The organism is Anaerosalibacter massiliensis (assembly GCF_024623155.1).
Classification (GTDB): domain Bacteria; phylum Bacillota; class Clostridia; order Tissierellales; family Sporanaerobacteraceae; genus Anaerosalibacter; species Anaerosalibacter massiliensis.
The window spans coordinates 17,876-32,443 of sequence record NZ_JANJZL010000003.1 but is presented as its reverse complement, the minus strand read 5'-3'; the positions used below and the strand labels follow the sequence as shown (position 1 = coordinate 32,443).

Sequence of the window (14,568 nt, the reverse complement as noted above, 5' to 3'; positions counted from 1 at the left end):
TTAAATTAGTAAAGCATATTACCAGATTTATTTTTATTCTGTAAAATTTAAAGTTTCAACAAGTCTATCTTTACCTATTATAGTATTTAAAAAAATATTTTTTGCATTAACCTTATATATATTTGGATCTTCAATAGAAGGACTGAAATGTGTAAGCAATAGTTTCTTTACATATCCATTTTTAGCTAGTTTAGCAGCTTCACTAAAAGTCATATGTTTATTTCTTATAGCCTTGTCTAGATCATTTTCATTCCCATAAGTACCCTCACATATGAATAAATCACTTTCATATATAAACTCTGGTATTTTATCTACAGGTCTGGTATCTGTGATATAACTTAATTTTATTCCCTTTCTCTTACTTCCCAACACCATATCTGGTTTATATTCTTTTCCACTATAATTTATGATTTCACCGTCCTGAAGTTTTTTCCATATTTCTTTTGGCACTTTATTCTTAATTGCTTTTTCAACTTTAAATTCTGGCTTCCTATTTACATAGAAACTATAGCCTATACATGGCGTTGAATGGTCAAGCTCCAATGTTTCTATATCCATATCTCCAATTATATTTGTCAATTGTTTAGGATTTTCTATTATATTAATATCATAAGGAAGATATGGAACTACTCTTCTCAATCCATCTACTACATACTCTATACCTTTAGGTCCAATAATATTTAATGACTCAGTTCTTCCACTATTACCTATAGTAGCAAGAAGTCCTGGAAGTCCTATTATATGATCCCCATGGCTATGAGTTATACATATGATGTCAATAGTTTTAAATCCCCAACCTAATAACCTCATAGATACTTGAGTTCCTTCGCCACAATCCACTAATATCTTCCTTCCATTGTATCTTATAAGAATTGAAGAAAGATATCTATTAGGCATAGGCATTCCACCACCAGAACCTAATAATCCAATATCAAGCATTAAATCACCTCTTAATACTAGTTTACATTATTTAAAAGATTATATATATAAACCTTTATATCTTGCAATTTAATTGTATTTTATATACAATTAAATTAGTTTTTATACTATATATATTTTAGAAAATTAACTCATTATGAAAGGAAGAGAAACATGTTTACCCCCATCAAACACACAACTGTATCTGAAAAAGTCATAGAACAAATTAAAGAAATGGTTTCTAAAGGTGACCTTAAAAAAGGTGATAAACTTCCATCAGAAAGAAAAATGGCAGAAAATTTACAAGTCAGTAGAACTTCTGTGAGAGAAGCTCTTAAAGAACTAGAAATAATGGGTCTTATAGAGTCTAAGCAAGGGGAAGGTAATTTTATAAAAACTAGTTTTGAAGACATATTATTAGATCCATTTTCTACAATATTCTTAATCAAAGAAAGCAATGCTCAGGAAATATTAGAACTTAGAAATGTTATAGAAAAAGGATCTGTTATTCTAGCTGCAGAAAGAATTACTAGTGAAGAATTAAAAGAGATAAAGGAAATATTAGATACAGCAGATATATCAGACTCAGAGGATGAATTAGTAAAATTAGATGTTATCTTTCATTACAAAATAGCTCAATCTAGTAAGAATTTTCTATTACAAAGTATATTAAATGCTGTTTCCTCACTTATTGAAGCTTCCATAAAAGATACAAGAAAAAATATATTAGTAAAAAAAGAACATAAAGATATTATCAAAAAACAACATAATAATATATATAATGCTCTAAAAAACCAAGATATTAAAGCAGCTGAAAAAGCAATGTCAGACCATCTTGAATTTGTAAATAATGAAATGAAAAAATCTATAAAAAATTGAACTAAAATGTTAGTTTGCCTCTCCATAGGAGAGACAAACAGCCATAAAAGCTATATATAGCTTTCTTTTAATTTTTTTTGCGAAACGGATTTGTATAAAACTTCCTGTAAAGTATTAGCAGATAATTTAAACTTTTTAATCTCATTTTCACTTAAAGATACTTTTAATGCTTTTTCAATACCATTTCTTCCTACTATAGCTGGTACTCCTAAATAAATATTATTTATTCCGTAATAATTTTGAATTAAAGTAGATACTGGTAATATAGATTTTTCATCTCTTAGTATAGCTTCCACAATACGCCTTACTGCTAAAGCTATAGCATAAAAAGTAGCACCTTTTCTATTAATAACTTCATAAGCAGCATTTTTAACGTTTTCATGAATATTAGTCCTAAATTTCTCATCATATTTATAATTTAACTCTTTTGTATAATCATCTATTCTAATACCTTTTATATTGGTCAAACTCCATGTGACAAATTCTGTATCTCCATGCTCTCCCATTATATATGTTTGAACATCTCTTGCATCTACATTTAATTTTTTTCCTATTTCATACTTTAATCTTGATGTATCTAATACTGTTCCAGATCCTATAACTCTTTCTTTAGGAAAACCAGATAAGCCATAAGCTACATAGCTCAATATATCTACTGGATTAGAAACTATTAGCAAAATAGAATTAGGACTATATTTTACTACCTTAGGAATTATTCCTTCAAATATTTTTATATTTTTACTTACAAGCTCTAATCTTGTCTCACCAGGTTTTTGAGCTGCTCCGGCAGTCACTATAACTATATCAGAATCTTGAGTATCTTTATATTCTCCTGCCTTTATATTTACAGGTTTTATAAATGCAGCACCATGACTTAAGTCTAAAGCTTCTCCTTCTGTTTTATCTTTATTTACATCTACTAATACTAAATCAGTAACAAGACCTGACATAGTCAAGGCATAACCAGTTGTTGCCCCTACAGATCCAGCTCCTATAATCGATATTTTGGTACCTCTCTTTTTATTATCCATAAGACTCACCCTTTCAAATAATAAATTTGTATTGGTATGGTGGTTTACTGGTCGTACCAGTTTCTTGCTTTTATAATATCACAGTTATAACCTATTGTCTATAATAGTTATTTTATTAACAACTTACTAAAAAACAATTTACTCCTTTTTAATTTTTTTCCTATATAATATAATAATATACAAAGTCTAAATACAGAAAGGGGTAGAAAATATGAAAAAATATATTGCTATCTTTTTATCTATTATAATGATTTTAAGTCTTACAGCTTGTACTAGCTCAAAAAACTCACCTGAGACAAGTTCAAACAACCGGTCAGAAGATAGCCAAGTGGAACAAAAAAATGATAAAAAGGATGAAAAAGTAGATGAGAAAAAGGCAAAAAATGATAAAAAAAATGATTCTACTTCTGCAAAAAAAGATATAGAAAAATCTGAAGAAAAGAATAATGTAGAAGAAGTTAATCTTTATTTTGTAAATAAAGATTATATAGAAACAGGGGATGAATCATTAGAAAAACTCATTCCTGAAAAAAGAATTATTGAATATAAGGATATAACTCTTGAAGAAGCTATTGTACGTGAATTAATAAAAGGTCCTGAAAGTATTAGTCTAAGTACAGGAATTCCTCCAAATATAGAACTGATTGATGTTAAAGTATCTGATGGAATAATTTCTATAAACTTTGCTCAAGAAGGCCTACATGGTGGCTCTATGGAAGAACAACTTACTTTAAACCAGATAATTAAAACTCTTCTAGAATTAGATAATGTAAATAAGGTACAATTTTTAGTAAATGGTGAAAAAGCAGAAACCCTTATGGATCATTTCGATATTTCTGAACCTTTTACTGATATTATGGAATAAACAACACAGGAGGATAGTTCTCCTGTGTTGTTTGTATCACTAATACAATCCTTTCTTCTAATTATTTTAATATTATTAATACCACTAAAAAAATATAATGGCCATGTTTTAAACACAGAGGAACCGTCCCTCTGTGTCATATCATACAATATTTCTAATCCATTTCTTAGAGTGTAGACGTTTAGCTTCAAAAAATAATTTTACCACTTCTTCTAAACAAATAATGAAGAATACTTTATTAAGGGGTAATCTAAAATATACAGCAGCTATAAAACCTGCTGGAATAGCAAAACACCACACAGTTCCAAGCTGTACTAACATAGAATAAGTAGTGTCTCCACCACCTCTAAATACACCTACAATCATAAGAACATTAAAAAATCTAAGGGGAGCAAATATAGCCATGATCTTAAGAACAATTATTGTAAGTCTAAGAGTATCCTCCTTTATATTAAATGCCTTAACTATTAATGGAGATGAAACCCATAATCCTATACCTGTTACCAACCCTACTAATGGTACTAATATGCCTAATTTAGTTGCATATTCAATTGCTATATCCTCTTCGTTAGCACCTATTTTATTCCCTATAACAATGGAAGCTGCTGTAGCAAGTCCTATACACAAAACCATAAACATATTATTTATAGTAGTTGCTATTTGCATGCTAGCCACTGCACTAATTCCAATTTTAGCATATATTACTGAATATGTGGTCATACCTAAAGCCCATACTATTTCATTTATTATTACAGAAGAAGAAGTCTTAAAATAACTTTTAACAAAATTACTATTAAAACTTATCATTTCTCTTAATTTAGCTGATACTATATCATTAAACTTATAGGAATATATAGTTATATATATCATTTCAACAAATCTTGCAATACTCGTAGCCATAGCAGCACCTACTACACCCATAGGCTTCAAACCAAAATGTCCAAATATAAGTATCCAATTTAGAAGAGCATTTATTAAAACTCCCATAAGACTTGCAAACATCGGTGGTTTAGCTACTCCTATACATCTTAAAGCTGTAGAATAAGCTTGAGTAATAGCAGTGAATATAAAAGTTATACCAATTATTTCAAGATATTGAATCCCTAAATTTATGACAACATTGTCCTTAGTAAATATCTTCATTATAGTTTCAGGAAATATAAATGCTGTAATAGAAAAAATTAATGAGGCTGATATACTAAGTATAAGATCTAAACCAAGTATTTTTCTTATATTTAAAGTATCTTTTCTGCCCCAAAATTGAGACATAAATATACCCGCACCAGCATTGATGCCAGATAAACATAACATAAATATGAAAAAATATTGATTTACTAAGCCAACAGCAGCAATTGAATTTTCTCCAAGCTTTCCTATCATTAGATTGTCTACCATGTTGAGGGATGAACTAATTAAGTTTTGTAAAGTTATAGGAATAACTAATGTAAGTATTGTAATGAAAAATTCCTTATCTTTAAATATTTTCTTCATTTTATTCCTCCTTCTATTTTGCAAATAAAAAAGCAAATGGGTTGTAAGCCGCCCATCTGCTTTTAAGCTATATTTTCTAGTTATTTGATTTTTTATATCAATATCAAATTATATATAAAAAATACACATTAGTCAAATGACATGACAACACAAGAGGACAGTCCTCTTGTGTTGTTTATAATATTATTTCCATCATAATAATCAAAATAAATTAGTAAGTATCCTCATCATAATTAATATGTTTTGCATAGCTAATTGCTTACTTTTTCATTTTCTTCTAAAGAAAACATAAGGGCCATATTTAGGACACAGAATAACCGTCCCTCTGTGTCCTATTGTTAAAGCATATAATCAAATAAGCAGGTGATTACAGATAGGATTTTTATTGTAGCTAATTTTATAAAAGGTACTTCTTCTTCTTTTACTGAAGGGTTATAATCATATGAATAGTCTTTTTTTACTTTCAAACTACTATTAGATTTTTTATTAATTTCCTTTTCTAAATGCTCTGCAAACTCTTTACTATCAATAACAATCATGGTTTCAGTACTTAAATAAGTACTCCTTGAATCAATATTAAAAGAACCAACTAAGCTAATTCTTTTATCAAATATATAAGATTTGGCATGTATAGAGCCTGGTCCTTGATATTCATATATATTAGCTCCCGAATCTACCATATTCTTCCTATGTCTTATATGCCCTGAATAAGCCATTGCATTTGGAGTTGAAGCGAGGGAATTAGTTAATACATCTATATTTTCTCTTGGAACATTGATAGATTTAATATGTTTTAACATATCTTTTGTAGGAATAATATAAGGACTCTGAATGAAAATAAATTCCTTAGCTTTCTCTACTAAGTTAGTAATTTCATACCAACACCAAGGCTCCTTATTAAAACGTTCTATAGGATTATGAATTAATGTAATCTTATTAGTTGGCAATGATTTATTTCTCCAATCAATAGATTGATTAAACATATCTGGATATCTTTCTCTTACCTCTTTAATATTCCTATGTAAATATTCAGCTTTTTCTTTCCCTTTTTTCTCTTGTTTTTGAGTAAGCCTTGTTACCGGATATTTTGAATATTTATGATTCCAAACATAATTAAAATATTCCTGCATTTGATAAATAACACTACTAGAAAAATTTTGACTATCAGTATTTAGAATAACCACATCTCTATCATCTACAACGTCCCCATTTTCTCTTTCTTTGGCAAAATATCTATCTCCTATATTTCTACCTCCAATCATGGCTAATTTATTATCTGAAATAATAAACTTATCATGAAGCTTATTATTCCAAGTCCAAGGTCTAAAGAATCCAAAAGTATCATAAAATTTAAATTGAATATTAGGATGTTGAAAAAGAGTATATTTAGCATCATTCATTTCATTTATATTTGGTGGAGAGCCTTCAAGGAGTAACCGAATCTTTATACCTCTATCTGCTGCCTCTAAAATACAACCTAAAAATATATCTGCAGATATTCCATTATCTATTGCATAATAGGATATGTCCAAAGTTTCCTTGGAATTTTCTATGAAATCAATACGGGCAAGACCTGAATTATATCTATCCTCTACTAGAACAACCCTATCTTGACTTGTTTTTTCTCCCCAAAATCTTTCCACTGGATGTGTTTCTAAATATTTGCTAATACTATGCTTATAGAAACCTAATATTATACCACCAAATACTATAGAATATGTAACATAAGCTCCTAGAGCATAAATTATAATTTTTCCTATAGTGTCCATACATATGCCCCCTTTATCAATAAAAAACCATTTTGATCCTATATATAAAGTTATGCTTGGAAACCATAGTAGTGAACTAAGGAAAAATTATTATATAAATATACTTTTTTCTACATTTAATTATATCATTATTTATATACTCATCTTCCTTTCCTAAAATATTTTGCAATAAAAAAGTTAGGGCATCCTTAGTCCCTAACTTTTTTTAATCTTATTTATTTTCTATATCCATATTTTCATGTATAAATTTTTCTATGTGATCCATATCCGATAATTTATCTGAGACTTCTTTTTTCCATTGTTCTTTATCTTCCAAAGATGGAAGTTCTACTCCATACCACTCATCTAGTTTTTCCCTAGAGATTGTGTACGATACTTCTTTAAAATTCAATTTGAGTACTTTTAAATTATCTATTAATACAAAATTAACTGTAGAATTATAAACTAATCCTCTCTTTAGCTTTCCTTCATCAATATTTGATACACTTTCTTTATAATTAATTTCAGCCATCAACTCATCTGGATGGAGTTTAAATGTCATCGGAATATCATGAAGAGCAATTTTATTATTAAGATTTGAAAAATTAGATGCATCCCCCATATATTTACTTTTATATTTCGAGAGATTTTCAATATCACTTTTTAAAATTTCCTCCTGATTTGAATTATCATCTTGACTATTCTTTATAAGCTTATCTTTAAGGAAAATAATTGAAGTAATAACCATTACGCATAATAAAATTATTAAAATTTTCTTATTCATTTAACCCTCCTTATCATGTTTAAAATATATTTATTAAGACTCTATTTTTGCATATTTGGAATTTGTAAATACATCTGTTAAAAACTTTTTTAATTTCTTTATAATTATAGAGAAAAATATTGAAATAAATAAGGTCGACCAAAACAATATATTTACTACTGTAAATGGTTTTACATTTAAATCTCCTATATTGACTAATACTACCTTCAATACTGGCTGATGTAATAAATATGCATAGAATTTATTAGCATCTATTAATCTAATAATATTGTAACTCATGATTCTATTTAGTCTTTCAGTATTCTCACAGAATTTAAGGCTATACATAAACATAAATGTAATTCCTAAAATTGATGTAATCTGCTTAAGTACAAATTTAAACCATTTAACATATATTGTCCTGTTTCTAACAGCATTTAATAGAAGATATTGAATATTGAAAAATAAAGCATGTGTAAGTAAAATATATCTTCTATTTCCCACATTGTTTCTAATATATTCCATATTTTCGCTAAAAATATATCCTATAAAAAAATATATAGAATACTCTATGCTAGATTGAATTTGATATATATTTGAAATATTATGTGTTAAAAAACCTATAAAAGATAATAAAATGATTATACTAATAGGATTTAAGTCAATATTGTTATCCTTCAAATATTTTTCTACTAAATAAAAAATAATGGTCATGTGGAATAATGCAAGAAGAAACCACAGATGACCTGGCATGTTACCAAGTAATATTTCGTTAAATGCTTTATAAAAATAACCCTCATTATCACTATAAATATTGAAAATCATCTGCACAGGAATCATAAAAAATATTCCTGTCATTAAATATGGAATCAACAACCTCTTGGCCTTATTTCTAAGAAACCTTGAAAATGAATTGTATTTATTTAATTTCACCCTATTAAAATGGTACAAATAGCCAGATATGAAAACAAATAATGGCATACGAATAGTTTCAAAATACTTAGTTATATATTTAATACTCTCTGATTTGTTGTTAACTAGCTTAAATCCCCATGCTCCTGTATAAACAGCTGAACTGTGAGCTAATATAACTAATACTAATGCTAGTATTCTCAAAATATTAATATAGTCAAGATTATACCTTTTTCGTATCTGCGTAACCACCTAACCTATCCCCCCCATATTGTTTTAATTTATTAAATTTTTAGACATACATTTTATTCCTCATATCATATAATACTAAATTTGATATCAAAAAGAAACAGTCTTATTTAACTGTTTCTTCTTAAAGCTAATCAAACTTAAGTTTTGCAAGGGCATCTGCTAATTCTGTATTAATTGGCTTATTGTTTTCTCTCTTTTGTTTTTTAAGATATTTAGAAACATCTTTTTTAGAAACTTGGTTTTTATATTTTTTCTTTCTTTCATTAAATGCTGAGAGCTTTTCCCTATATCCACAGCTACAGGTAAATATTTGCCCTTCTCCTTCTCCATGTAATTCTAATCTTCTATGACAATTAGGACATCTAGCATTAGTAATTTTAGAAACATTTCTCCTATATCCACATTCTCTATCTTGGCAAATATACATCTTTCCTCTTTTATTTTTTACCTCAAGCATGTACTTGCCACATTCAGGACATTTACTCCTTGTTAAATTATCATGTTTAAACTCTGCATCACTATTCTTGATCTCTTTAATAATGGACTTTGAATAATCTCTCATTTCATTAATAAAAATCTTTCTATTTAATTTTCCCTTAGCTATAGCCCCTAGCTTTTGTTCCCATTCTGCCGTTAAAGCTGGAGATTTTAAATCTTCTGGAACTAGTTCGAGAAGTTGTTTTCCCTTAGATGTTATAAAAATATTTTGACCCTTCTTTTCAATTAAAAAAGTATTAAAAAGCTTTTCAATAATATCTGCCCTTGTAGCCACTGTACCTATACCACCTGTTTCTCCTATTATGTCAATTAAGTCCTTACTCTCATCTTCCATGTATCTTTTTGGGTTTTCCATAGCTGACAGTAAAGTAGCTTCATTAAAAGGTGCTGGTGGTTTAGTTTTCCCATTAGTTTGTATAATGGAAGATATTTTTAAAATATCTCCTCTACTTATTGATGGAAATACCTGTTCTAATATATCCTCTTCTCCATTTCCTTGGAAATCATTAGAATAAACTTCTTTCCATCCTTCAAATACTACCTTTTTTCCTTTAGCAATAAATATTTCATTACCTATTTTAGCTTTTATAGTTGTCTGTTCATATTCAAAAGGAGGATATAATACTGATAAAAAGCGTTTTACCACCAGATCATATATCTTTTTCTCCTTGTTATTTAATTCACTTAACACTACCATTTCTTCTGTTGGAATAATAGCATGATGATCTGAAACTTTTTTATTATCTACAAAAGACTTATTTCCCTTTATAGGCTTTTTTAAAATCTTAGAAGTTATTTTCTTATAATATCCAATACTACAAGCCCTAACTCTATCTCCTAATGTATCTACTATATCCTCAGAAATATATCTAGAATCAGTCCTTGGATAAGTTAGCACCTTATGTTTTTCATATAGCTTTTGCATAATAGAAAGAGTCTCTTTTGCAGAGTAGCCAAATATTTTGTTTGCATCCCTTTGAAGTTCGGTCAAATCATATAGTCTAGGAGGAAAACTCTTTTTATTTACTTTATTTACATCTATAACTTCAGCATCTTTCCCTTTTATACTCTTAAGAATTTTATCAGATTTGTTCTTATTAAAAGTCTTCATATCCTTAGTCTTCCCGTCTTGCCATATTAACTTGAAATTCTTAGTAGATGCTTCAATTCCATAATAATCTTTTCCCTTAAAGTTTTGAATCTCTTCTTCCCTCTTTGCAATCATGGCTAATGTGGGAGTTTGAACCCTTCCACAAGAAAGTTGAGCATTATATTTACATGTTAATGCACGAGTGGCATTTATTCCTACAATCCAATCAGCTTCTGCTCTAGCAATAGCAGACTCGTAAAGATTTTCATAGACTTTACCAGGCCTTAAGTTATTAAATCCATCTCTAATAGCCTTATCTGTAACAGAGGAAATCCAAAGCCTTTTAATAGGCTTATTTACATGAGCTTTTTCTATAATCCATCTAGCTACAAGTTCTCCTTCCCTTCCTGCATCTGTGGCAATTACAATTTCAGATACATCTTTTCTACTCATCTGTTTTTTTACTACATAAAATTGTTTGCTACTTTGTTTTATAACTACAAGCTTTAAATAATGAGGAAGTATTGGCAAATCTTCTATATTCCAAGATTTATACTTTTTATCATAATCTTCAGGATTAGCTAAAGTTACTAAATGTCCTAAAGCCCAAGTTACAATATATTTATTTCCTTCTAAATACCCATTCCCTTTTTTATTGCATTTTAGAACTCTTCCTATATCTCTACCTACAGAAGGCTTTTCAGCTAATATTAATATTTTTTTCATTTTAACATCCTTTCACATTGATAGCTTTTATCTACTATAAGAAATATTATAACACAATAAAAGCAGATGAAATGTTCATCTGCTTTTATTGTTCTAATCTCCATTTGTTGTTAAAAGACCTGTTAAAATAGAAGTTCGCACAATGATACCTAATACTCTTTCTTCATTATCTACAACTACTATAGGATATTTGGTTTTAACTCCTTTATCAATCAAATCTTCAATATAGACATCCTCTTTAGTTGTATAATAATCTTGTTTTAATATTTCTTTTAATGAAGATTTATTATTTTTAACTGACTCAATACAATCATCTATAGTAACTATTCCTTGGATCTTCCTGTTTTTATCTACTACAAAAACACTGGATATATCATTTACTTGCATTTCTTTTATTGCCACTCTAACCCCTGCATTTAAAGATACTATAGCATTTGGTCTTTTCATAATATCTTTAGCACGTACTACTTTAGTACGGTCTATATCCTTTACAAAATCCTCTATATATTCATCTGAAGGATTATTTAGTATTTCTTCAGGAGTACCCATCTGTACTATAGAACCATCTCTCATAACAGCTACCCTATCCCCTAATTTAAAGGCTTCATTAATATCATGAGTAATAAAAACAATAGTCTTCTTTAGCCTAGATTGTAAATCTAAAAGCTCTATTTGCATATCTCTTCTTATAAGAGGGTCAAGGGCACTAAATGGTTCATCCATAAGGAGTATATCTGGATCATTAGCTAATGCCCTAGCAAGTCCTACCCTCTGTTGCATACCTCCACTAAGTTCATTAGGCATCTTGTGCTCCCAACCTTTAAGCCCTACTTCTTCAATAGCATCAATAGCAATCTTTTCTCTCTTCTCTTTATCAACTTTTTTAATCTCTAAACCGTAGGCTACATTTTCTAATACTGTCATATGGGTAAAAAGACCAAATTGTTGAAATACCATAGCCATTTTTTCCTGTCTAAATTCTCTTAAAGAATTTTTATCATAATTAACTATATTTTCACCATCTACTATTACATTTCCTGAAGTAGGCTTATTTAAAAGGTTTAAACATCTTATTATAGTTGATTTTCCGCTTCCAGACAATCCTATTATTACAAATATCTCTCCTTCATCTACTGAAAAAGATACTTTGTTTACTCCTATAGTTTGACCTGTCTTCTTTAGTATTTCTTTCTTATTCCAACCTTTTTTTAATCCTTCTAATGCTAACTTTGGTCTTGAACCAAAAGTTTTCACCAAATTTTCAACAATAATTTTCTCTGTCATATTTTCACTTCCTTAAATATCCTTATGTTCATTAGATATTCTCTGAGTAATTCTATCAATTATTATTGCAAGGAATACGATGCTTATTCCTGAATCAAATCCCATTGCAACATCAGTCCTATTTATAGCTATAAGCACATTTTCTCCAAGTCCTTTAGACCCAATCATAGAAGATATAACTACCATTGACATAGCTGCCATTGTAGTCTGGTTTATACCAGCCATAATAGTTGGCATTGCTTGAGGTAATTCTACTTTAGTAAGAACTTGCCAAGAAGATGAACCATAGGAATATGCAGCTTCTTTCATTTCCTTTGGTACTTCTCTAATACCTAAATTGGTAAATCTTATACATGGTGCAGTTGAGTATATAATTGTTGCAAATACTGCTGGAACAGTACCTAGTCCAAAAAATATCATAGCTGGTATCAAATGCACAAAACTTGGCATAGTCTGAGCTCCGTCTAATATTGGCTTCATGAAAGCCTCTACCTTATCATTATAAGACATATGAATCCCTATAGGGATGCCAATTATTATAGATATCAATACTCCAGTTATTACTATAGATAAAGTAAAGATCATCTCATTCCAAAGGCCTAATCCACCAATTAAAAACATCATAATAGCATATATGATACCTGATTTCCAATTTATCATTTTCCATCCTAATAAGAATATTAGCAATATAAATATAAACCAAGGAATAGTAACTAATATAGATCTTATACCACTAACAATCCAATTAATAATTGCTGCCAGTCCATCAAAAAATCCCTGAAAATGCCTTGTCAACCAAGATACTAATTTTTCTACATATATTCCTAATTCTATATTAAAGTTTTTGGGAAACTCTTTGAAACTAAGTCCAAATTTTCCTCCTTTAGAGTCTGTAGATTCTTTTACCTTATTTGCTATATCTTCTGAAACCCATTTAGTCCAAAGTTCCTCATATTCATCAAAAAACCATTTAACGGTTTTATCTAAATCTCCATCATTATCTTGCATATATGCTAATAATTTACTATTTATTTCAGTAGTAGTTTCATAATTTTTTAAAAATTCTACAACATCTGGTGCTGTTTCAAGCATATCTTTATTTACAGCTATTGTCACTCTAACACCTGGAAATTCACAAGCAAATCCATTTTCCCACTTTTCTTTATCATAAGGCTCGTCTTTAAGTAAGGTCATATCATATTTGCCTATTATCCATGTAGGATCCCAATAATAACCTACCCAAGGTTCTCCTTTTTCGTAAGCAGAAACAATAGAAGTATTGAGAGAAGTATCTGAACCAGGATTAAAATACTCAAAATCTTTATTTAAATCATAGGTTTCCATTTTAGTACGAAGTACTTCATCAGAAAACCAGTTAGGAGGTGCACCATATATCCTTCCTTTACTTGGATTGTCTGGATCTTTAAATACTTCTTTATATTTTGGTAAATCTTTTATAGATTTTAAATCAGGTGCCATAGGCTCTATGCCCCGCTCACTATCTCCCTCTATTACATAAGTAGGAACATATAGTCCTTGAGCATTATCATCATAGTTCACTGACAATTCTACAATTTCACCTTTTTCTATTCCAGGTTCATAAACATCTGCAATATTGTCAGTCCATGATTCCATGGATATGTCTATATCTCCTTGTCTCAGTCCTTTTATAACAATAGGAGATGAACCTGTGATTTCGTCAGTTTTATATCCATAGCCTTCTTCAATTATAATTCTAGCTATTTTATTATGAATTCTTATACTATCCCAACCTGCATCACCAAAAACAAGTTTTGGTTTCTTTCCTTTATGGGAATCAGAACTTTCTGCATAAGAATAAATATTAAAATTAAATTGCAATATTAATATTACAATCAGTAATGATAAAATAAACTTTGCCTTTCTTGATACTCGAATAATGAATCGCCCCTTTATTTTATATCTTTTATATTTTTTTAAAATATTCAAGAAACTTAGGTGCAACTAAACTCCTAATAATAGGTATTATTATATCCTACTAAATATTTCATGTCAAACTTAAAGCCTTGTAAAATACAGTATTTAACTATAATTTACCTTTTTAAAGCATAAAAATACCCGTAAAAAAACGG

At 28.9% G+C, this 14,568-nt stretch carries 11 protein-coding genes; 2 read left to right on the top strand and 9 right to left on the bottom strand.

Going from position 1 to position 14,568, the window contains the following annotated elements:
- Positions 1–33: 33 nt before the first annotated feature.
- Entirely contained in the window at positions 34–939 is a 906-nt protein-coding gene (locus tag NSA23_RS05475) for a ribonuclease Z (protein WP_042678812.1), read from the bottom strand.
- A gap of 153 nt (positions 940–1,092) precedes the next feature.
- Between NSA23_RS05475 and NSA23_RS05470 the strand changes: the two genes are divergently transcribed.
- Entirely contained in the window at positions 1,093–1,797 is a 705-nt protein-coding gene (locus NSA23_RS05470) for a FadR/GntR family transcriptional regulator (protein ID WP_042678813.1), read from the top strand.
- A 50-nt stretch (positions 1,798–1,847) separates the two neighbouring features.
- On the opposite strand, the gene NSA23_RS05465 is transcribed toward NSA23_RS05470, so the two are convergent.
- Positions 1,848–2,828 carry an L-lactate dehydrogenase gene (locus NSA23_RS05465; protein ID WP_042678814.1) on the bottom strand — a complete coding sequence of 327 codons (981 nt, stop codon included), beginning with the start codon at positions 2,826–2,828 and terminating at the stop codon, positions 1,848–1,850.
- Positions 2,829–3,039: 211 nt separating this feature from the next.
- Between NSA23_RS05465 and NSA23_RS05460 the strand changes: the two genes are divergently transcribed.
- Entirely contained in the window at positions 3,040–3,693 is a 654-nt protein-coding gene (locus NSA23_RS05460; RefSeq protein ID WP_042678815.1) for a GerMN domain-containing protein, read from the top strand.
- 141 nt (positions 3,694–3,834) lie between these two features.
- On the opposite strand, the gene NSA23_RS05455 is transcribed toward NSA23_RS05460, so the two are convergent.
- The 7 genes from NSA23_RS05455 to NSA23_RS05425 all read right to left on the bottom strand — a co-directional run bounded on the left by NSA23_RS05455 (position 3,835) and on the right by NSA23_RS05425 (position 14,317).
- Entirely contained in the window at positions 3,835–5,184 is a 1,350-nt protein-coding gene (locus tag NSA23_RS05455) for an MATE family efflux transporter (protein ID WP_042678816.1), read from the bottom strand.
- A 338-nt stretch (positions 5,185–5,522) separates the two neighbouring features.
- On the bottom strand, positions 5,523–6,953 hold the full coding sequence (locus NSA23_RS05450) for a phospholipase D family protein (RefSeq protein ID WP_042678817.1): 1,431 nt from the start codon (positions 6,951–6,953) through the stop codon (positions 5,523–5,525).
- Positions 6,954–7,164: 211 nt separating this feature from the next.
- Positions 7,165–7,716 (bottom strand): DUF4825 domain-containing protein, encoded by a 552-nt coding sequence (locus tag NSA23_RS05445; protein ID WP_257490321.1) that lies wholly within the window; start codon positions 7,714–7,716, stop codon positions 7,165–7,167.
- Positions 7,717–7,749: 33 nt separating this feature from the next.
- Positions 7,750–8,859, bottom strand: a complete 1,110-nt coding sequence (locus NSA23_RS05440) for an acyltransferase family protein (RefSeq protein ID WP_257490320.1) — start codon at positions 8,857–8,859, stop codon at positions 7,750–7,752.
- A gap of 127 nt (positions 8,860–8,986) precedes the next feature.
- Positions 8,987–11,173, bottom strand: a complete 2,187-nt coding sequence (locus NSA23_RS05435; RefSeq protein WP_257490319.1) for a DNA topoisomerase III — start codon at positions 11,171–11,173, stop codon at positions 8,987–8,989.
- A 93-nt stretch (positions 11,174–11,266) separates the two neighbouring features.
- A complete protein-coding gene (locus NSA23_RS05430; protein WP_042678821.1) occupies positions 11,267–12,457 on the bottom strand; it encodes a quaternary amine ABC transporter ATP-binding protein in 1,191 nt (396 codons plus the stop codon).
- 12 nt (positions 12,458–12,469) lie between these two features.
- Positions 12,470–14,317, bottom strand: coding sequence for a glycine betaine ABC transporter substrate-binding protein (locus NSA23_RS05425; protein ID WP_222704694.1), 1,848 nt, complete (start codon positions 14,315–14,317; stop codon positions 12,470–12,472).
- Between the last annotated feature and the right edge of the window lie 251 nt (positions 14,318–14,568).

Excerpts from the sequence above, each read along its gene's own strand:
- NSA23_RS05475 (WP_042678812.1), bottom strand. The coding sequence starts at position 939 with ATGCTTGATATTGGATTATTAGGTTCTGGTGGTGGAATGCCTATGCCT.
- NSA23_RS05470 (WP_042678813.1), top strand. The coding sequence starts at position 1,093 with ATGTTTACCCCCATCAAACACACAACTGTATCTGAAAAAGTCATAGAA.
- NSA23_RS05465 (WP_042678814.1), bottom strand. The coding sequence starts at position 2,828 with ATGGATAATAAAAAGAGAGGTACCAAAATATCGATTATAGGAGCTGGA.
- NSA23_RS05460 (WP_042678815.1), top strand. The coding sequence starts at position 3,040 with ATGAAAAAATATATTGCTATCTTTTTATCTATTATAATGATTTTAAGT.
- NSA23_RS05455 (WP_042678816.1), bottom strand. The coding sequence starts at position 5,184 with ATGAAGAAAATATTTAAAGATAAGGAATTTTTCATTACAATACTTACA.
- NSA23_RS05450 (WP_042678817.1), bottom strand. The coding sequence starts at position 6,953 with ATGGACACTATAGGAAAAATTATAATTTATGCTCTAGGAGCTTATGTT.
- NSA23_RS05445 (WP_257490321.1), bottom strand. The coding sequence starts at position 7,716 with ATGAATAAGAAAATTTTAATAATTTTATTATGCGTAATGGTTATTACT.
- NSA23_RS05435 (WP_257490319.1), bottom strand. The coding sequence starts at position 11,173 with ATGAAAAAAATATTAATATTAGCTGAAAAGCCTTCTGTAGGTAGAGAT.
- NSA23_RS05430 (WP_042678821.1), bottom strand. The coding sequence starts at position 12,457 with ATGACAGAGAAAATTATTGTTGAAAATTTGGTGAAAACTTTTGGTTCA.